Genomic DNA, 20,125 nt, shown 5'->3' on the forward strand with positions numbered 1-20,125 from the left:
TCGTTCGCCCGCTTCAGGACTCGGCCGTCTTGGCCTGTTATCTTCCCGTATTAGGAGGGTCATCGCTTTGGCTATTGTAAAGAGATGAGGCCCTGGCGTTGAGAACAGCGAACTTGCAATGACTGTTGACTCAAGCCTCTGTTAGGTGATGGTCTTGCCGATATCCTTTCAGGCAAAAATTATGGTCAAAACTGATACTAGAAATTCAATCGTTTCTTATGAACTCCGTCAACCGATAAATGGTTGCTAATACGGAACTTTTAAATGTTTTACTTGTGAGACAATCTCACTTTATTTCGTCAGAGGACTCCAATGAATTGGGAGAATAAAATAGACCCAATCCTTAAGCCAGCTTGCTGTTTCGAACATAAATCAACCCCCGGGTTGAATCATTGGTCGCATCTTAGACCAACAGAAAGCAAGGCTGTCTACCTCAGGGCAGATACGCAAAGTCTCTTAAAGTGCATCCAGAAAGAGAAAAACTTTCAAGAAGAAGCATTCCCGAGCAAATCGGGAATAGTGCTGTTGAGGAACTGACGACCCGCTGGTAACGACTCAACTCACTTAAAAGCCAAATTGGTAACCAGTGAAATTAAATACTCACTGGGTGCTGGAAATTTGATCTCAAAAAGCGGGAGAGATCCTCAGTGAAAATAACGGCTTACCAGAGATTGCTTAGTTAGTAGTGTTTATCAAAACCTACATGTAGCGTCAATACTAATCGGTTTGGAAGCCAAGTCTGTTAACATCATAACTTATCGTCAATTAAAGTCAATTGACTATTCTGTTTCTGACGAATGTTTTGTTCAGTCAGGCCGGAATGCAGTAATTATTCATTGTTGAGCCCATTTGTTGCTTCAGAAATAGACTTGATGTTTAAGGTTCCAGATCGTCAGGCAATCCCTGAGGATAGGTGCGTTGGATGTAATCACGAATACGCTGGATTCGGTTCCCCGGGTCAGGATGCGTACTGAAAATTTCCGGTTGCCTCCCTCCCCCTGCAGAGCGTTTCAGAATCTCCATGACCCCTGTCATGGCATAGGGGTCGTAGCCTGCCATGACCATGAGTTTGATCCCCCAGCGGTCTGATTCCAGTTCGTCGCTACGACTGTATTTCATATTTACCATGGAGCCGATCATTTGTGCCATCTGGGCACTGCTGGCATCTCCGCCTGCCACGCCTGCAGCTCCTACCAGCCCCTGCGTGAATTCCTGTTGGGCCATGTGCTGTGCTCCATGTCGCGACAAAACATGCCCCATTTCATGTCCCAAAACTCCTGCCAGCTGTCCTTCGGTTTCAAGTTGTCGAAACAGGCCGGCGGTAATAAATATCTGCCCCCCAGGTAAGGCGAAAGCATTGATTACCTGGTTGTCATTAAGCAGGTGGAAGTCAAATCGGTAGGGGTTCCTGCGCCCCTGTTTCCTCAAAGACGCATTCAGACTCGCCAGCAGTTTTTTACCCACTCGATCAACGTAGGCCTGTGCTTCCTGATCCGGATGCTCGCCATGATGCTGATCCAGAATCGCAGGGAGAGCCTGTAGTCCCAGTGCGATTTCCTGTTGCTCAGTCAGAGCGACCCGCTGGCTTTCCCCTGTGATCTCATTGACATCGGATTTCATCAAAAACGAAATCAATGAGAACAGCGCGATCCCGGCTGCGACAACCAGTCGCAGTTTCAGAGAAGAATCATGTGATCCATGTCCCGTGCGAATATACCGCGGCATCGAAAGTAATTCCTGAATACATGCTTTAAATAAAATAGAGTTGGAAGTGAGAAGAATTTTAACATGCAGTTCAGAAAAGACATCTGAGATTAATAAAATATTTCAGTCGGGTCGCGGAGCAATCAAATAGCTCCGTGAGGGCTCTTCCAGGCTATGGATATAGTGCCAGATGGCCTCAAACTGTCGGCGAGCATCACCGTTCAGGATTGTGGAAATCTTTGTCGTTTCTCCGTCTGCGGAAAGTTTCGGCATTTTGGTTGAGATGTCAAATCGAGGAGGATCAAGGACGAATCGATGATAATATTCCGGAGTCAGGCGTTCGCGAATATGCACAAAATTGATTCCGGGAGCGATTCTGGTTTTCTCATCTCCCGAAGGCTGCAAGTCCCCTATACCGTGGCACTGACGACAGTCGAGTGCCTGTCTGGTGGTAAGCTGCTTACCTTTGTCAATCAGTGTCTCATGCTTTACCTGTAGGCTGGAGGCAAGGTGAGAGTTAGTTTTTGAAGGGATGCCATGTTCCTCTCGGAGTCCCGCAGCCAGCAGATGGGCGTGTGCTGGAAATTGAGGCATACGGGATTTCAGCCAGGGACGGGGACGCCATTTGATTTCGCCCGCCAGAAAGGACTCCAGCCATCCCGATTTCAGTTTCTCCCCCGCCCAGGTCAGAGATGGTAAGGGTTCTGGAGGTAAGCCAGACTCCCCCTCATCAACGACAATCATGGCCCGCGGGCTCTGGATTGTATCGCGGTGATGGCAGGCGACACAGTTCAACTGTTTCGTCCAGCGATCTGAGATTTCGGGGAAATTCCTCTGTTGTAAGGATTCAGTTCCAAAATGCAGGAAGGCCTGGATCGACTCTTTTTCAACTGTAGTGAGGTTGAATTTGGGGATACCACGAGCGACTTCATTCGCTTTTGAGAGACAGCCATTCACAGTTGGCTGGCTGGTCAACACAGAGCGTTTGAGGGTGAGTGGCTGATCATCTCCCTGCAGGGAGCCGTGGCAGCGGGCACAGCCCAGCGTCTCATAGTATAGTTTTTGTCCCCGCTGTGCCGATCCAGCCGGGGGGATCATGGCGCTCGGGATTTTGCCTTCCGAACGCTCGATCAGAAAAGCCGCTAATTCCGCTGACTCTATTGGTGTTAATCTAAAGTCTGGCATCCTGCTCCAGGGGTGGTGAAGATGTGGTAACTCTAAAAAACGAGCCAGTTGCGAGTGACTGAATTTTCGTTTGATTAATGCCAGAGAGTGTCTCTGGTATTCGTCGGCTTGGGAAATATCTGTATTGAAGTGATGGCAGTTGATACACCCCAGATCCTCGAAGCGTTTCGCGCCAGATTCTGCTAACTGCTCAGGGCCTGGAGCATCCGAGTTCAGGGGCAACCCGGGTTCGGAACGAACAGGTTTAGTAGCCCGCGATACAAACCAGGCTGTCAAGTCTGCTGCCTGCTGAATCGTCTGTTTTGAATCCGGGGGGCCTGACAGGTGAGGCATTCGGGTATCTGGTTTCAGGCTGTGTGGGTTGCGTAGCCAGTGAAATAGCCAGCGTTTGCTAATCCGGTTTCCAATATTATCAAGGTTGGGAGGAGGCTGGTTCAGTTCAGGCATCCTCGACAGGGATTGCACTGATGAAAGCTGCTCAGCGTCAAAGGTGAACCCTGTTGAGTTTTCCTGGTTAACCCCGTGGCAGGTGTGACATTTGAATTCTGCGAATAACGCCCGCCCTGCCCTGATCTGTCGCATTTTCTCCAACAGCCGATCATCGCTTAAATGAGTTAGAATGGTGGGAGGCACGGGTTCGGTGGCAAACTGAGAACCACGCCAGAGGATTCGTAAACGGGCGTCACCCTTGAATGGACTCTGGTATTCCAGCCGAATCCGGTTATAGCCTTTTTCCAATGTAACTGCAGCGGGTGAGGCTTGTTTGAGATCAGTTCCTTCTGCTTTCAGAACAGGTTTCTGATTGATTGCCATGCGACAATTTCCACTGCCTTCCATACTGAAATGGTACTTTCCGGACAGGGGGACCTGCAGAAAACCTTCTGCTGTGGCTGAGAATGTTCCGGGTTTAAGAAAAGGGGTGACCGGTTCGTTTTTATTGACCGTCAGGGCCAGCATGCGGGATGGGCGTGCGTCTTCGTTTGTCTCTGATTTGGCATTCTCCTGATGGAATTTCCAGAGAATACCTGGTTTCAGTTGCTGACGCTGCGTGAGTGTCAGTAATTGCATTTTCTTACGACGAGTCAGCTTCTCCGAATCCATTTTCTGTGTGGATACGGTGTTGATTGTGTGGTAGTAGGTTTGTTTCAGGTCTGTGCCTGTCTCAGAAGTCAGATGGTAAGAAATGCCCATCTGCATTACAGGTTTGACGGACGGGAGTTCCAGGAAGACAGTTCGCTGATCGGGTAATAAAGTCGCAGAAAGGACTTCCACCTCATCTCGTCCCTCAACCTGTGGGGCGGAGACTCGGTATTCCGGAGAGCCATAATTTTGAGACCAGAGGTAATTCCACTGCTGGATCGCATAGTTGTTCGGATTCTCTGCAGTTTTCCTTTCCAGTGCATTGGAAAATATCAGAGAGATCCCGTTCTGCATCGTTTTGACAGCGACAGGGAGATCGACAGGCTGACCTGTGTAACGTACGCGCTGCAGGCAGCCATCTTGTACCGCATTGGTCACCCAGCCTTTCATGCCGCTGACATAGAGTTGTCCATCCCGGGGGCTGAATCTTCCCCGCATTACGCCTGAATCAAAATTCAAGGGGAGCGTTAAAGTACCACCCTGAGATTGCCCCTGGATTACCTCTCGAAGTGCCAGCATGATTTTGCTCTGACCATAAGAAAGGTGCAGCAACTGGTTTTGGAGAGGTCCCCACTCACGACTGGTGACCCAGACCTGGCCGCCGCTCGAATTGTCCTGCAGGCGAGGGATCCAGCATAACGGCCGATCGTACCCCAACGGACGTTCTGTCGTTATACGTGGGCCGCCATATCCGTAGTATCCCCCGGGACTGATTTCGGTGATGTTTGAGGCGGGAGTCCAGTTACCTTCCTGGGGAGAAGCTGTGATGATATTCCCAGGCCCGATTCCCATCCCGTTAGGATTTCGGAAGCCGGAAGCGATACGATTCAACTGGCGGCCATTCGAAGAAACCTGCATCACTCCCTGTTGGGCATGCATGAAATAGAAGTTGCCGAAAGAGTCAGTCTCCAGGCAGGTGACATAATCATGGCCTCCGGGCGACGTGGAGTACTGATTATGAAAACATTCATAGAAATCTGCTTCGTCATCCAGATTCTGGTCGTGCAGGATCGTAATTTGATCCCGTCCCAGCACATGAATTTTATTCTGCACAACTTTGAGTCCCAGGGGCTGAAACAGACCGGTCGCAAAGCGTTTCCACTTCAGGTTCTTCAGGTCCTGGTCGACCCCCTTTACCAACCAGATATCACCATGTACGGTGGCGACAGCCAGGTCTCCGTTATCCAGAAAGTCGTGACCGCTGATGAAAAAGAGGGCTCGATAAGGATTTTCGAAGGGGATAGAAATTGTGTCCACGACATAGGGAGCGTCATCTATGCTGACGACTCCTTGTGTTCTCAGGAGTTCATTCCAGCGGGACGGCCCCGGGATGAGCAGTGGCTGTAAGGAAGCCGATGTCAGACTGGGAGTGGGGTGCTTTTGCAGAGTATCCTGGGCCGTATTGATTTGATAGAAGATGGTGAAATGCTGTGTGGATTTTCGGGGTGGAATTTCAAAGACCGCAGTTTGCGTTTTTCCATTGCCGATGATTCGGGGCTGGATTTGGTCCCAGCCGTCACATCCAATGGTAAAGGGAGACTGTGGATCATTAGAAATAAACAGCCGGCTGCCGCCAGGTACTGTTTTCACCTGGCTGGCGTCCGCAATGTGCAGTTGCAGACTTTGGCTACCTGGCCCGATTTCAAATGACCGGGTAAAACAATGGGTGCCTTGATTCTTCAACAGCCAGGGGGACTCGTAAACAGTCGTCTCACCGATTTGATATTCCAGCGTGACACGGTCCCGATTGACGTGTGAGCCGAGAAATCGACAGGGGTATTCTGGACTCCAGCCGGGACCCTCCTGCGTCGAAAAGTGAATCGTTCCCTCCGGAGCCGGGGCCCGGATCAGTCCGAAACGCTCCGGATATGGTTTCAGGAAGCCCCCAGTCCAGAGACCACGCAGTTTACAGTGTCTGGTATCATAACAGGCGGTCCCTGCCTGCTGGTTACCGACCCGGATTGAGAGTCCCTTCTTAACGGGACCTGAGGGGAGAGGCACAATACTGGCCAGCCAGTTACCTATGTCTGTCTGTTGCCAGCGGTTGTCCTCGGTCGCCTGGACTGGTTGTTCAAAGCCGACCGATTCTTTGCCCCAGTGATCACGGACCTCTTTTTTTTTAACTGGTTCCTTTTGAGAACCCTGGGTTCTGGTTTCCAGGGGAATGAGCTTACCAGAGGCTTCTTCAAGTGTGTTTAAGTCTTTGCCTGTCTCATCAAATGAGAACAGAATCAGCGTTTCGGCATCTGTTTTGAGAGGTTTGGGGGGCACCTGTGTGAAATCACGCGCCCCTTTGGTAATCCGTAATTCATCCAGCAGGCCGTCACTGAAGATTGACTTCTCTACCAGGCCGCCGATCCGAAGATTTCCCGAGGCGATCTCTGTTTGTTTTGGAGCAGGCAGCGAAGCTTCGAGTTCTCGCTTACCATCGACAAACAACTGAATACGGTCAGGTTCCAGGATCATGCCCACGTGATGCCATTTCTGGTCACAGATGTTGACCCTGGTTTTATATTCGCCTCCCTGCCCCGGGAGATACACGCTGTAGAAACCGCTGCGGGCATAAGAATACATCTCCCAGTGGGCCGGGTTGCTCTTCTTGCTGGAGGCGAGGAAGACATTAAATCCTGATTTCGAATTCAACTTGACCCAACAGTCAGCACTCAGATATTTCGATTTTTGAATTGTTTTAGTGGGAATGGAGATCGAACCTGCATTGGTATTGAGTGCCTTTCCCCACTTACCCGGACCGAGCAGAGAGACCGAATTATTGCTGGCTGGTTTCTCAGGGGGACGTTTGAGCTCGAGTATGTCTCTCCCCGCTGCCCAGGCTGTCGCCCGTCGCAGGATTTCACAAGCTTCAAAGGAGTCATACGTTTTTTCGCTGTGTCCCAGCAGTGTCTGGAAAATGCGTCCCTTACCGTAATGATAGGTCCAGGCCAGCGGCTCCCGTTTTCCGGTTACTTTAGATTTGGCCGTAATGATAGGTTCAACGGGCTCCGTGCCAGCCTGTCGAAAATAGAGTTCGTCGGTTACGGGGAAATTCTGCAGATTGTGCGTCAGCGGGTGAGAGTCATCAGTGATCAGCACTTCAAAATTTCCGAACGCATCGTGGCCGCTTTTCTGTTCCCCTTTTCCGTCATGGTTCCAGACCCGCCTGACGATTTTACGATACTCCGGCCAGTCAGATTCCCCCGCTTTGGGCAGCGAGAAATGAAAGGCGCCGTTGGCGAAGTGAATCAGGATCAGCCCCCCTCCTTTCTGAAGGTAATTCATAAAGGCGGTTCGCGATGCCTCACTTAATGGGGTTCCATCGTGCCAGTTGGTATAGTTTTGAATGATGACCTGGTAGTCTTGCAGAGGCTTTTGTGAGAGTTCTTCAATGTCATTTGAGACATCGACCTTGATACGAGGATCCCGCTCCAGCAGTTGTTTGATCGCAGGAGTTGTTTTTTTCCAGTTATGCCAGGTGTGTGCTTCGTTGCCTGCTAACATCAACACGCGAAGCGGGCGATCATCCACAAACGCAGGTGTTGTCCCCTCGATTCCTGTGAGGGCCGAGGTGATTTCCGCATGCGTATAATAGCGTGCTTCGACACCCTGTGCCGGGACTGATGCTTGCGCTGACCAGACAATCGCGTTGAGAATGAATTTGCGAAACGCAGCGTTCTGCCAGTTATCGTAAAAGTGGCCGCAGGTGGTCCCGAAACCACGTCCTCCGTTTTCACGTTCTTTTGCCCAGGCGACGACATTCCCCTGCTCTGCTCTTCCTTGCAGGGCAGGAACTTCCAGGAGCGGGATCAAACGCGGGTCATTCTGCTGAAAACGGAGATTGAAATAGAACTCCTCGCGCATTTCAAACGGCTTGACGCCTCGGCAGATTGGATGGTCTGCATAGGGAAGTTCTACAGGGGCTTGCAGGGTTTTAATGGCAGAGTACCATTTACGGACCCCGTTCTCCTCCCAGTCAAAATAGCCCCCTGACCAGTTTTGGATCTGTTTTGAGTACTGGTCCGGTGCGAATGTCGAGAAATGAAAGGTCAGAAAGCCACAACCTCGGTCGATCTGCCTCTGAATCTGCTGCAGGTGCTCCTGGTTTGCAAAGTGAGGAGCTTCGGTAAATTTCTCACCGTCCCGGCCATCGGAAATGACCATGATGGTGTCTGCATCATTCAGAGTGGCGGGATTTTCAGGCCAGCCATCAAGGTGGTACTCGACACGAACCTGATCCTGTATATTGGAATTGTCCAACATGACTTTGAGTAACTTAACCGACCAGGGGTAGTCATGGATTCCATTTCCCACGGGACCATGGCTTTTGGGGCCTGCGATCAGGACCACTTTCTTCTTGTGAGTTTTTTCCACCTGTGACTCAGCGGCATCGGCAATGGTCGAACTGGAAAACAGGCATACGCAGAAAGTGAGAATGAGTGCTCGATAACAGGTCACGATAATTGTTCCTCTGGTTTTCTAAGCTGGACCTGGCAATCCCATGCGGGACAAGTGCCAGAAATTACCGGTTGACGTTCATGGAACTATCCCAAATTCTACAGCGAAGTTATGGAAAAGACTTTCGTTACAGGAGAAGATTATTTGTACCTCTCTGGAATTGTTTTCCTGTTTCAGCACTGACATTCCTGAAGTTCGGAATTGCGAGAGGTTTGGGGATCGTACATGATAGCCTTGCAAAGCTACTCTGGGCCAAATTTATCTGAATCCATATTAGCATACAGGTTGAGCAGTATGAAATTAAAAAGCGTCTCACTATTTATTCTGGCATTCTCCCTTTTCAGTAATCGGGTTCAGGCCGCAGATAAACAACAGGACCGAAAACCGAATATTCTCATCATTCTCTGCGATGACCTTGGGTATGGTGATTTGGAGTGCTACGGTCACCCGCACATCAAAACGCCACACTTGAATCAGTTGGCAGCACAGGGAATGCGGCTGACAGACTGCTATGCCAGTGCGCCGGTCTGTTCCCCTTCCCGTGCAGGATTGCTGACAGGACGGACTCCTAATCGACTCGGGGTATATGACTGGATTCCAGAAGGGCATCCGATGCACCTGAAGCGCGAAGAGTCCACTATTGCCCAACTGCTCCAGCAGGCGGGGTATGACACGGCACATGTCGGGAAGTGGCACTGTAATGGACTGTTCAATTCCAGCGAACAACCTCAGCCGGGCGATCATGGTTTCAGGCACTGGTTCAGTACCCAAAATAATGCGATACCTACTCACGAAAATCCGGTTAATTTCGTCAGGAATGGGGAGCCTGTCGGAGAAATCGAAGGTTTTTCCTGCCAGATAGTGGCGGATGAGGGAATTCAGTGGTTAGCAGAGAAGCGTGACAAAAAGAAACCGTTCTTCCTGCATGTCTGTTTTCATGAGCCGCATGAGCGGGTTGCATCTCCTCCCCAATTGGTCAAACAGTATCTCAATCGAAGCATCTATGAGGATCAGGCTCAGTATTTTGCCAATGTGGCCAATATGGACGCTGCTGTGGGCCGCTTGATGAAAACACTGGACGAACAGCAACTCTCGGAGAACACTTTTGTCTTCTTTACGTCTGACAATGGTCCTGAAACATTAAATCGCTACGGCAAAGGGTCACGTCGCTCCTGGGGATCACCGGGCGTTCTTCGGGGGATGAAATTGCACATCTATGAGGGGGGAATCCGGGTCCCTGGCATTCTGCGCTGGCCCGGTCGTATCACACCCGGGCAGGAGAATACGACTCCCGTCTGCAGCGTGGATTTGCTACCTACCCTGTGCGCGATGGCTGCCGTTCCATTACCCGACGAACGGCCACTGGATGGGGCGAATCTGCTGCCGCTGTTTTCTGGAAAACCAATTCAACGAACAACGCCTCTTTTCTGGAACTACTATCGTGCGAACAGCACTCCCCGCATCGCGATGCGTGAAGGAGACTGGAAGGTAGTGGCCCACTGGAGTGGACCAGAGGGGATTCTGCCTTTGGGGAACAATGTGAACTCGATTTCACAACAGTTCATCAAAAATGCAAAGCTGAACAAATTCGAGATCTACAATCTGAAGCAGGATATCAGCGAGCAGCATAATCTGGCCTGGCAGGAACCGGATCGCCTGAAGGAACTGAAGCAGAAGCTGGTTGAAAAGTATTCTGCTGTTCAAAAAGAAGGTCCTGTCTGGGATACTTCAGACTATGAGCAAGGACGGGAAAAACGACTGTTTCCCCAGAAAACGAAGCAGTGAGTTACAGTAGTGCCCAGAGCCACCAGTGAAATTACGGGCTTTCCTGCCTGATCGGCAGGGTTTCCCTATTCTCAGCAGCCCACCTGCCTGCTACAGTGAAAGCTCTATTAAAAACAGCTCTGCTGTGTGTCTTGCCTGCTTTCGCTTTATGGAACCGACATGCAACATTTTAAATACTTCAAACGACTGCTTTTCATTTGCCTGCTGGGTGTAGTGATTCCCGTACAGGCTCAAGTCCAACGGCAACCAGGTTTTCAGCCGCAGGTGTTTGCGCTGACGAATGCCACTGTGACGACGCGTCCTGGTACTACAATCAAGAATGCCACGGTGCTGGTGCGGGATGGATTGATCGAAGCCGTTGGAGCTGATCTAACTCTACCTGGAGACGCAGAGGTCGTGGATTGTCAGGGAATGCAGGTCTATCCCGGATTTATAGATGCTGCATCCGCAGAACTGCTTGATAAAGACATTAAGCATCCAAAGCCAGAGGAACGCAAAGTCGACTTCGGCCGCTATGCTCTGGCAGCGACCCGACCGGATAATCGAAATTACCTCAGTCCCGAGTTCCTGGCGAATCGGGCTATCACATCCAGGAAAAATAACTTTTCTGATTATCAGAAGGCTGGTTTCACAGCAGTCCATGTACTTCCACTGGGTAAGATCGCCAGTGGTCAGGGAACTCTGATCTCCACCAGCGAATTGCCTGTCAGAGAAGCGACCCTGCTGGAAACGACCCTGGGTTCATTTCGTCTCTATGCACCGCATGGAGATGTATACCCGACTACGTTGATGGGCGCGGTCGCACACCTGCGTCAGTCGTTTCTGGATACACGTCACTATGAACAGCACTGGAATATTTATCGGGACAAGACAGCCTTCGTAAAACGTCCACCGACCGATGTTACCTATGTTGCTCTGCTGGAGACACTGCATGGTAAACAGATCCCAGTCTTTGCAGCCGACTCGCGGGACCAGATTTTACGTGCGCTCGATTTTTGCCAGGAAGTCAAAATCAAACCGGTGATCCTTGGTGCCGCGGAGGCCCACCTCTGTCTGGATCGTCTGAAAACAGACTCACAGGGAGTTATCTGCCAACTCGACTTTGCAGAGAAGCCCAAAATCAAAGAGGAAAGTAAGTCGGAAAAACTGACAACCGAATTTCCAGAACCACAGCGCGTCCAGCAGGAGAAAATCAGACTCTGGCAGCAAAGAATCCAGGGGCTGACACAACTGGCAGAAAGTGGAATCCCCGTTGCATTTACCTCAGAGAAACTGAAACAACACATTTCTGACGTTGTTCCCCAGTTGAGAGTTGCTGTGAAAGCAGGCTTCTCGTCCGACGAAGCATTGCGCAGTCTGACGGTCGATGCAGCAAAAATTCTGGGGATTGATCAGCGACTGGGGACAATCGAAAAAGGAAAATTGGCACATCTGGTTGTGATGTCGCACCCCTGGGAAGAGGACGATTCGAAAGTACGCTATCTGTTTGTGGATGGTCTCAAACTTGATTTCACGGAAAAAGAGAAAGAAAAAAAACAGGAGCCGACAAAGACACCCACTGAAATGAAAGAGCAGCCAGTCAAAGTTGATCTGGCTGGCGACTGGGGGGTCGAAATCGAGTCCGCTCAAGGCAAAGTAATTGGTGAATTGAAACTGGCACAGGACCGGTCTGAACTGCGAGGCTCATTTTCCAGTGAAAAAGGGAACGGTAAAGTCACTGCAGGAAAAATAGAGAAGGACAAGCTGACAATCACCGTTGCCATTGGTGCGGGGGAACACTCAATCGAACTTCAGTTCAAAGGGACTCTGGGAACTGAAAAACAGCCCCAGAAACTTTCCGGGAAACTGAAATCTGCTTTTGGAACAGAAACAAGTTGGAGTGCCGTTCGAAAAACGCCACAGAGTGACTCTGCTCCGGATAATCCGATTCAACTTTCCCTTGAAGGAATGGGGGCCGACGAACTGGATTTCTCTCCAGCAGAATCAGAAGTACTGGTTGCTGAAAAGCCGAAACACACTTCGTCTGAGGGAGCAGACATCAGTCGGCATCAGTTTCAGACGGAACTGGAGTCAGACCGGATCAGTCGTCATCCATCGACAGGTGGGAATCTGCTACTCAAAAATGGCACCGTGATCACCGTCACAGGTAAGACATTCTCCAAGGTCTCCGTGCTCGTAAAGAATGGAAAAATATCCGCTATCGGTACTGATTTGAAAGTACCAGAGGGAACGACCGTAATCGACGTCACTGGAATGTACGTGATACCGGGCATCATCGACACACATAGCCATATTATGATTACCGAAGGGATCAACGAATCTTCCCAATCGATCGTGCCCGAAGTCCGCGTACGAGATGTGGTGAATACCGCTGACCCATCCGAATATCGGGCTCTGGCCGGAGGAGTGACTACCGCCCGTCTGTTCCACGGTTCTGCCAATGTTATTGGAGGCCAGGATGCCGTCGTCAAGCTGAAGCATGGCAAGACCGCCCGTGAGCATATTCTCCATGGTGCTCCGCAGGGGGTGAAATTTGCATTGGGAGAAAATGTGAAATTTCGAACTTCACGTTTCCCTAATACGCGGATGGGAGTGGAAGCCACGCTGCAGCGGGCGTTTTTGGAAGCAGTCGACTACCGTCGCCAATGGCAGCAATATGAGCGTGCGAAAAAAACAGATCCTGATTTAAAGCTGGTCCCTCCCCGACGAGATCTGAGACTTGAAGCGTTGGCAGATATCGTCAATCACGAAAAATTCATCCATTCGCATTGCTACCGCGCTGATGAGATTCTGATGCTGCTTCGCGTCGCTTCCAATTTGGGGGTCCGCGTCTGGTCGCTGCAGCATGTGTTGGAAGGGTATAAGATTGCACCGGAAATTCTGGCGCATGGCGCCAGTTGCAGTACGTTTTCTGACTGGTGGGCGTACAAGATTGAAGCCTTTGATGCCGTTCCGCATAACGCTGCTTTGCTCAATGAAGCCGGGATCAATACCGTAATCAAAAGTGATGACTGGGAACTGATTCGGCACCTTTACCTGGAAGCGGCTAAAACAGTACGCTATGGAAACCTGTCCTTCGGTGATGCCCTGCAGACGATTACTATCAATCCGGCCCGCGAACTAGGATTGGATCAACAGATCGGTTCGATCGAGATCGGAAAAGATGGGGATTTCGCCATTTTCAATGGACATCCATTGAATGCGTATTCTCGTTGTGAAATGACCATCATTGAAGGTGAAGTTTACTTTGATCGCTTGAAGCAACCGACGGCGATGTCTGAAACCGCGGAAAAGCGGTCGGCCCATTCCCGTACCGTGATTGTGGAGCAGGAAGATCTGCCACTGGAGCTACCGGCTGCCAATGTAACTGAATTTGCCATCACAGGAGCAACTCTGCATCCCATTGATCGCAAGTCGATTCCCGGTGGGATACTGATAGTGCGAAACCAGAAGATTGAATATGTTGGCCCTGCAAAACCGTTACCCAAGGGGCTTCCGCAGGTTGATGCGAAGGGGCTGCACGTCTACCCCGGGATGATCGATACTGGAACGACCCTGGGGTTGACTGAGATCGATAAGGTTAAAGAGACGCGAGATTATTCCGAAAGTGGTGACTTACAGCCTGATCTGCGAACGGGAGTCGCCATCAATCCAGATTCCGAGCTGTTTCCCGTTGCCCGTGCGGGGGGGATTACAACTGTGCTGGTCTGCCCGCAGTCCGGTCTGATCGCCGGACAGTCATCTATCGTTCAGACAGCCGGCTGGACCGCTCCCGAGATGGTCATGCAACTGGAAGCGGGGCTACATATTAATTGGTCGACCAAAAAAGATCGACAGGATGAACTCAAAGAGTTTTTCAAGCAGGCACGCCTGTACCAGAAACTAAAATCACAAACCAAATCCGATGAAGTGCGGCGTCCTGTGACAGATCCACGGTATGAGGCTTTGATGCCTTATCTTGATGGTAAAAAGCCAGTGTTGATCGAGGCCAATTCGCGAGAGGCGATTGCCGGAGCACTGCTTTTTGCAGAAGAACAGAAACTCAAGATGATAATTGCAGGCGGCGCTGATGCCTGGAAATTGACGAAAGAACTCAAAGAGAGAAAAGTACCAGTCATTGTTGGGCCGGTCATGCATCGGCCTGAAGAAAGCTATGATCCATTCGATGCACCTTACACAAATCCGGCTCATCTTCATGATGCTGGGGTGCCATTCTGCATTCGTTCTAACAGTGCCTGGAACTCGCGGAATACTCCCTTTGAAGCTGCTATGGCGGTTGCTTATGGTCTGCCTGAAGAAGCTGCGATGCGTTCTGTTACCCTGTCTGCGGCTGAGATTCTCGGTATCGAAGAACAGGTTGGTTCCCTGACGAAAGGGAAGCTGGCCAATCTGATTATCAGTGATGGCTCACCTTTGCAGCAGACTTCACACATTAAAGCTGTCTGTGTGGCAGGCCAAATCATGCCACCGGAAAGCAAGCAGACCCGGTTGTACAAACGATATCGTCAACGTCTGCAGGAATTCCAGAAGTCTTCCGGAGACAAAGCGGTTCCCTTGCCCCTCGAAACTCAAAAAACAGATGCGTTGAAAAAGCCTGCTAACACGAAGTAAGCGAGGCTTATCGCAGGATGCTGCCGCCCACGTCTTCAATTTTAAGGACATGCATTGTGCGGCTGTAACGGTCTGGATTCTTTTTGAATTCTTCACGTGATTCCAGATCGACAAACAGGTACAGGTTGCGGTCATAATAGGCACCATATTTGGTATCACCTGGAATGGCCCGATCCTGTTTGTTCAGGATCACTGGGTCGCAACCCAGTAACTGCGGTGCATATCGCCCCGGGTCGACTTTGAAGATTTCCAGTTCTCTACGGCTTGCCAGATGATAAGTGATTCCCTGGTATGGCCAACTGAATTCTTCCTGTCCCTTCTTCCATTCCCGATCCCTGGTCAAAGCGACCGGGCTGTAACCTTCGAGCCCTACGCGATCTGGAGTGGAAGCAACATAGGATTTCTGAGTATTTGCAGGTTCCGGCTCTTCCTCTGTCTGCTGTTCCATTTCCTGACGCTTGCGTTCCATCAGTTCCTGTTTGCTTTTCTGAGCCAGATATACCCGTCGGTCTTTTTCATAGCGGGAGGCACCACGGCCCAGGAAACTGAGATAGACGTTTTGATTCTGAAATCCGTCCGTACGAGTGATAATCGTCCCCGTGGGAGTCAGTAGAATGTCACTGGGTAAGGAACGGACATTGAATCGATCGACGAGATGACGGTTCTGATCGCTGTCAATTTTGACACCGATCACTCGTTGACCGAACAGATTCTTAACGGCAGCGGTTCGCAATACCGTTTGTTCCATCTGATGGCAGGGACCACACCATGAAGCATGAAAATGCAGCAGAATAGGCAGGTCTTTAGTCTGGGCCTGTTTCTGGGCAGCGTCAAAATCATGCAACCATTCACCAGCAGAGGACTGGCTGATGGAGATCACGAATAGCGAGAACGTGACTGTTAAGATTGATAAACTTTGACGGTTTGGTTTGACGATGGTAAATCGCATTTAAGAGCCCCTACAAGACTTCCCGTATTCCTGTGCCTTCAGTGCGCGCAGAGAAGCGGATATCAGGTTCGATTCAGTTCTGATAACTTCATTTTTATCGGTTGATTGAGGGGTGGTTGTTCTGAAGTATTACGCAGTTCTTGAATCAGGAGGGAAGGAACTGCGAAAAACGGGGGATCATGACGGATAAGTTCAAGCAGACACAGTCATACTTCAACCAGTTTGACTAACCGGAACGAAAGCAGAACGCAGGAAATTGCGCTTTATTCAGCGAGACAGGGCTGAACAAAGGAGAGAAAGTTTTCCAGCAACTGTAACCCACACTCTGTGAGGATTGATTCGGGGTGGAATTGAACTCCAAAGAGCGACGCGGTCTGATGCTCAATCGCCATTGGTATTCCCTCACTGGTCCGCGCTGTGATTATCAGTTCAGCTGGTAAAGTAGTCTCATCAATGATCAGTGAGTGGTAGCGTGTGGCTGGAAACGGATCAGGTAAACCAGCTAAAAGTCGGGAACTCTGATGGTGTATCAGCGATGTCTGACCATGAATCGGTTCAGGTGCGCGGATGATCTCTCCTCCAAGACTCGCGGCGATAGACTGATGTCCCAGACAGACTCCCAGGATTGGAACCTGATTAATAAAGTGCCTTACCAGATCCTGGCAGAGACCAGCCTCCTGGGGAGTACAGGGACCAGGCGAGAGAACAATCGCAGTCGGCGCCAGCTGAGTGACTTCCGCAATCGTTATCTGATCATTACGTACGACGTGGGTCTGCTGCCCGAGTTCTTCAAAGTACCGGGCCAGATTAAACACAAAACTGTCGTAGTTGTCGATAATTAGAATCATTTGTCTCTTCTCAAGAGAATGATCAGGGTTTCAGGGCGGCGAGCATACCAGCTGCTTTGTGCAACGTTTCCTCATACTCCAGTCGTGGTTGGCTCTGAGCTACGATGCCTCCCCCAACAGGAAATTGAATCCAGCCTTTTCTGATCGTAAAGGTCCTGATCAGAATATTGCTGCCAAATTCACCGTTTAGTCCTGCATAGAAGAGCGAGCCACAATAAGGGCCCCGGACCGTAGGTTCCAGTTCGGCGATAATTTCCATGGCACGGACTTTGGGAGCACCGCTGATCGAACCGCCCGGAAATGAGGCTGCCAACAGATCCCAGACACTATGCTCTGGTTTAAGCTTTCCACGTACCTCGGAAACGAGATGCTGGACCGTTTCGTATGTCTCCACTTCACACAAATGGGGGACGCGAATGGTACCAGGCTGACAAACACGGGACAGGTCATTCCGCAGCAGGTCAACGATCATGACGTTTTCCGCCTGATCCTTTTTACTTTCCCGCAGTTCATCACGTGTCAATAAATCGGCTTCGGGGACTGTCTTACGCCTCCGGGTTCCCTTGATGGGGCGGGTCTCAACTTCGTTGTCCGATAGTTGCAGGAAGCGTTCCGGGGAGGCGCTGAGTACCGTCCAGTCATCCCAGGCAAAGTAGCCAGCAAAGGGAGCCGCATTACGTGATCGTAAATTGAGGTAGAGGTCTGCGGCTGGCATCGTAGCCGGACTGAGTAATCGCTGTGAGAAATTCGCCTGAAAAATATCACCTGCGTAGATATATTCAATGATTCGCTCAATACGACGCAGAAACTCGTCTTTGCTGAAATTGCTGAAGATACCTGGAAATCCAACAACCTCCTGGCAGGCAGCGAGATCCTTTTGTTCCAACCACGTTCCCTGATTCGGTTGAGGAGACACAGGCTTGTTTTGCTGAAGTAAAACCGCATCAATTCGTCGTTTGATTTCACGGAGTCGCCGGGCAGCCTGATCGGTACATTGTGAGTCCAGGGTGCCATCAAATCCGTGGACGATCAGCCAGGCACGATGTTGTTGATGATCCCAGGCGATGACCCAGTCATAAAAGCCGACAGCGAGATCAGGGAGCCCGAATTCATCATTGATTGCCCGGGGAAACTGTTCCCAACTGCGTCCAAGTTCATAAGAAAGCAATCCTGCAAAGCCTCCCTGGAATGGGGGAAGTTCTGAAATCGCTGGTCTCCACAAATCTCTATGAAGTCTTCTGATCGTCTCGAAGGGATCAGTTCCCAAGCGGGCCTGTTGAATCTGAAAACGTTTCAAAGGGTTGCACATCAGGTAGGAGTAGCGGCCCAGAGATCCGGCATCACGGGCGCTGTCCAGGACGAGGAGCCCCTTTTCGCTAGTAAATTCCTGAAGCAGAGATTCGAGGTCCGGACAGGGGGTGAGCTCTTCGACGAGCGGGAACTGGCTCGTATCCCCAGTCCCCTGCACAGGGGAGCAATGTGAGAGATCCTGAGAGACATTACCGGACATAACTGAACAATTTCGAACTAAAACGCGAAAAGAGCAACTGTGAGAATCGCTGAAACCGACCTTAGTATATCAGGACCCTTTATGTTAAGGAATCATCAGCGGGGGCCGCATTGAGGTCCTTTTCCCTCTTCCTGCCTGCGTTCTTGAGCACTGACTTCCTCCTGTGTCAAAAAGCCCCAGCTTAACGGCTGATCCTGCTGATACTGTTTTCCCAATGTAAGTGCGGTCACAGCTTTACACATCTCGTAACCCAGATAAAACGCATGTGAAGCATCCAATGATTTAGAGGCGACTGCCTGGAACTGATCAAACAGTTCATAAGGATCTGTCCCCTTCCAGTACCCATCACGATTCATGATGTGGATTTCGTTCTCTTCGGCAAATATGCGATAGTTGGGGTCACGTATCTGACTGGCCAGATTCTGTAGCGCCTCGGCACCCAGTTGTTTCAGTTTAGGGTCCCGGAGCATCACCAGTTGATAGTGAATGTGCTTGGGTAGAGTTTTATTCTCAATCGCATATTTGACCAGTCGTCGGGCATGATCAAATTCTGTCACTGCGGTCCGCGCCCAGTTGATTACTTCCGTAGCCAGAACGCTCTTGATTCGTAATTCCTGACAGAGGGCAGCCAGGACGAGGTTCATACCTGCGGTGTCGACCTCGGTCAGTTCTGTCAGATTGCCAATCCCCATCATGATTTCAAAATCAGGAAACTCACGCCGTGCCCGGTAATATCTTTCCAGCGATGCACCGAAGCCGTAACCAATCGGTTCCAGGATGGGATCGATGCGAAAGGGCGTGTTCGACTGCAGTAATTGATCTACTATTTTATGGATGGAATCGAAATCTTCGGGGAGATCGGGAATTGCCACCACCTCTGTTCCCAGCCTGGAAACCCAGTCGAGATTTGAATGATTACAACTCAAGATCAGTTCGGCTCCATTGTTAACTGCGGCTTCGACTTCTGCCTGGTCGAAACTGTCAATCGAGACCCGGTGGCCAGCCTCGACCAAAAGTCGCACGACTTCTCCCGCTCTGCTCCAGCTTTCTCCCGGAACACAGCCGACATCGATCAGGTCGGCACCTTTGTTCCGATAAAGGTCTGCCTGTCGCAGAATTTCCTCGTCTGAAAGCAGAGGAGCATGATTAATCTCTGCCAGAATTTCGATATCAAATCCTGAGAGATCTCGGGGAGGACGGTCTGCCTGTCCAAAATACTCGGGGAGATCGAAGTGGTCTTTGGGACCTCGTTCAAACCGGACACCAAAGTGATCGGTCAACTCCTGCAGGTCTCCTTTACACATGCCGGGGAGCATAACCCAATCGATAGCTTCCGGAACCTGCAGACGGCGTCTGATCAGCGGAACGTGCAACAAGGCAGCGACCTGCACATTCAAAACGGTGACTTCATACTCAAATCCCACCTGAGGAGCGAGTTTTTCCAGAACTTCCCGAAGCGAAAATTCGGCCAGTCTACCGGTAACAAACAAAATCCGTTCCGGATGCCCGATTGAGTCGTTTTTGTTCAAGCGTCCGTTTTCTCCTAGTGAACCCACTTTTTAGGGAAACCATCAAGTGCCGAATCCTCGGCTGGTTGCCAGAGAACAGTCTCTTCAATTTTTTGTGCGAGGCTGGTGTCCTTGGCTGTGATGGCACGAACTTTGTGAGTTTGCAGCTTAACGGTGACAGCAGCATAGCCAACGTTCAGATCGGGATGGTGGTTTCCAGCCTCGGCCAGATAACCTATCGTATTCACCAGCATCAGGGTATGGGACCAGCCGGGGGTTCCGAATTTTCGGCGTAACCATCCGTCGCGTAATTCCCATGCAGAGTAAGTGTTCAGGAATTCCTGGATCTGCTCTTCGGTTAAAGCCTGATCTTCAGTCATCGTAGTACCTCGTTTCTGAGCAATGAGTTCAGGGAATTCTGTGGAATCGACCTGAG

At 50.5% G+C, this 20,125-nt stretch carries 9 protein-coding genes; 2 read left to right on the top strand and 7 right to left on the bottom strand.

Annotated elements, in window-relative coordinates:
- Positions 1-876: 876 nt before the first annotated feature.
- Together FYZ48_RS27550 and FYZ48_RS27555 are read right to left on the bottom strand one after the other, a co-directional pair.
- Positions 877-1,725 carry a M48 family metalloprotease gene (locus FYZ48_RS27550; protein ID WP_149345688.1) on the bottom strand — a complete coding sequence of 283 codons (849 nt, stop codon included), beginning with the start codon at positions 1,723-1,725 and terminating at the stop codon, positions 877-879.
- 102 nt (positions 1,726-1,827) lie between these two features.
- A complete protein-coding gene (locus tag FYZ48_RS27555; RefSeq protein ID WP_149345689.1) occupies positions 1,828-8,478 on the bottom strand; it encodes a ThuA domain-containing protein in 6,651 nt (2,216 codons plus the stop codon).
- 294 nt (positions 8,479-8,772) lie between these two features.
- Here FYZ48_RS27555 and FYZ48_RS27560 point away from each other — a divergent pair, with 294 nt between their 5' ends.
- Together FYZ48_RS27560 and FYZ48_RS27565 are read left to right on the top strand one after the other, a co-directional pair.
- Positions 8,773-10,263 carry a sulfatase family protein gene (locus tag FYZ48_RS27560; RefSeq protein WP_149345690.1) on the top strand — a complete coding sequence of 497 codons (1,491 nt, stop codon included), beginning with the start codon at positions 8,773-8,775 and terminating at the stop codon, positions 10,261-10,263.
- Positions 10,264-10,422: 159 nt separating this feature from the next.
- On the top strand, positions 10,423-14,874 hold the full coding sequence (locus tag FYZ48_RS27565; RefSeq protein ID WP_149345691.1) for an amidohydrolase family protein: 4,452 nt from the start codon (positions 10,423-10,425) through the stop codon (positions 14,872-14,874).
- A 7-nt stretch (positions 14,875-14,881) separates the two neighbouring features.
- Here FYZ48_RS27565 and FYZ48_RS27570 read toward each other — a convergent pair whose 3' ends face one another.
- The 5 genes from FYZ48_RS27570 to FYZ48_RS27590 form a co-directional block, all read right to left on the bottom strand.
- Positions 14,882-15,823 carry a thioredoxin family protein gene (locus tag FYZ48_RS27570; RefSeq protein ID WP_149345692.1) on the bottom strand — a complete coding sequence of 314 codons (942 nt, stop codon included), beginning with the start codon at positions 15,821-15,823 and terminating at the stop codon, positions 14,882-14,884.
- A 263-nt stretch (positions 15,824-16,086) separates the two neighbouring features.
- A complete protein-coding gene (locus FYZ48_RS27575) occupies positions 16,087-16,671 on the bottom strand; it encodes an anthranilate synthase component II (protein ID WP_149345693.1) in 585 nt (194 codons plus the stop codon).
- A gap of 22 nt (positions 16,672-16,693) precedes the next feature.
- Complete coding sequence (locus FYZ48_RS27580; protein WP_149345694.1) at positions 16,694-18,181, bottom strand: anthranilate synthase component I family protein; 1,488 nt, start codon at positions 18,179-18,181, stop codon at positions 16,694-16,696.
- Positions 18,182-18,276: 95 nt separating this feature from the next.
- Positions 18,277-19,710 carry a DUF6513 domain-containing protein gene (locus tag FYZ48_RS27585; RefSeq protein WP_242022792.1) on the bottom strand — a complete coding sequence of 478 codons (1,434 nt, stop codon included), beginning with the start codon at positions 19,708-19,710 and terminating at the stop codon, positions 18,277-18,279.
- Between the two features lie 14 nt (positions 19,711-19,724).
- Positions 19,725-20,069, bottom strand: coding sequence for a 4a-hydroxytetrahydrobiopterin dehydratase (locus FYZ48_RS27590; protein ID WP_145440467.1), 345 nt, complete (start codon positions 20,067-20,069; stop codon positions 19,725-19,727).
- Positions 20,070-20,125 lie beyond the last annotated feature (56 nt).

This window comes from Gimesia chilikensis, from assembly GCF_008329715.1.
Classification (GTDB): Bacteria; Planctomycetota; Planctomycetia; order Planctomycetales; family Planctomycetaceae; genus Gimesia; species Gimesia chilikensis.

Bases quoted from the DNA above. Each gene is read 5' to 3' on its own strand.
- FYZ48_RS27550 (WP_149345688.1), bottom strand. From the start codon at position 1,725: ATGCCGCGGTATATTCGCACGGGACATGGATCACATGATTCTTCTCTG.
- FYZ48_RS27560 (WP_149345690.1), top strand. From the start codon at position 8,773: ATGAAATTAAAAAGCGTCTCACTATTTATTCTGGCATTCTCCCTTTTC.
- FYZ48_RS27565 (WP_149345691.1), top strand. From the start codon at position 10,423: ATGCAACATTTTAAATACTTCAAACGACTGCTTTTCATTTGCCTGCTG.
- FYZ48_RS27570 (WP_149345692.1), bottom strand. From the start codon at position 15,823: ATGCGATTTACCATCGTCAAACCAAACCGTCAAAGTTTATCAATCTTA.
- FYZ48_RS27575 (WP_149345693.1), bottom strand. From the start codon at position 16,671: ATGATTCTAATTATCGACAACTACGACAGTTTTGTGTTTAATCTGGCC.
- FYZ48_RS27580 (WP_149345694.1), bottom strand. From the start codon at position 18,181: ATGTCCGGTAATGTCTCTCAGGATCTCTCACATTGCTCCCCTGTGCAG.
- FYZ48_RS27590 (WP_145440467.1), bottom strand. From the start codon at position 20,069: ATGACTGAAGATCAGGCTTTAACCGAAGAGCAGATCCAGGAATTCCTG.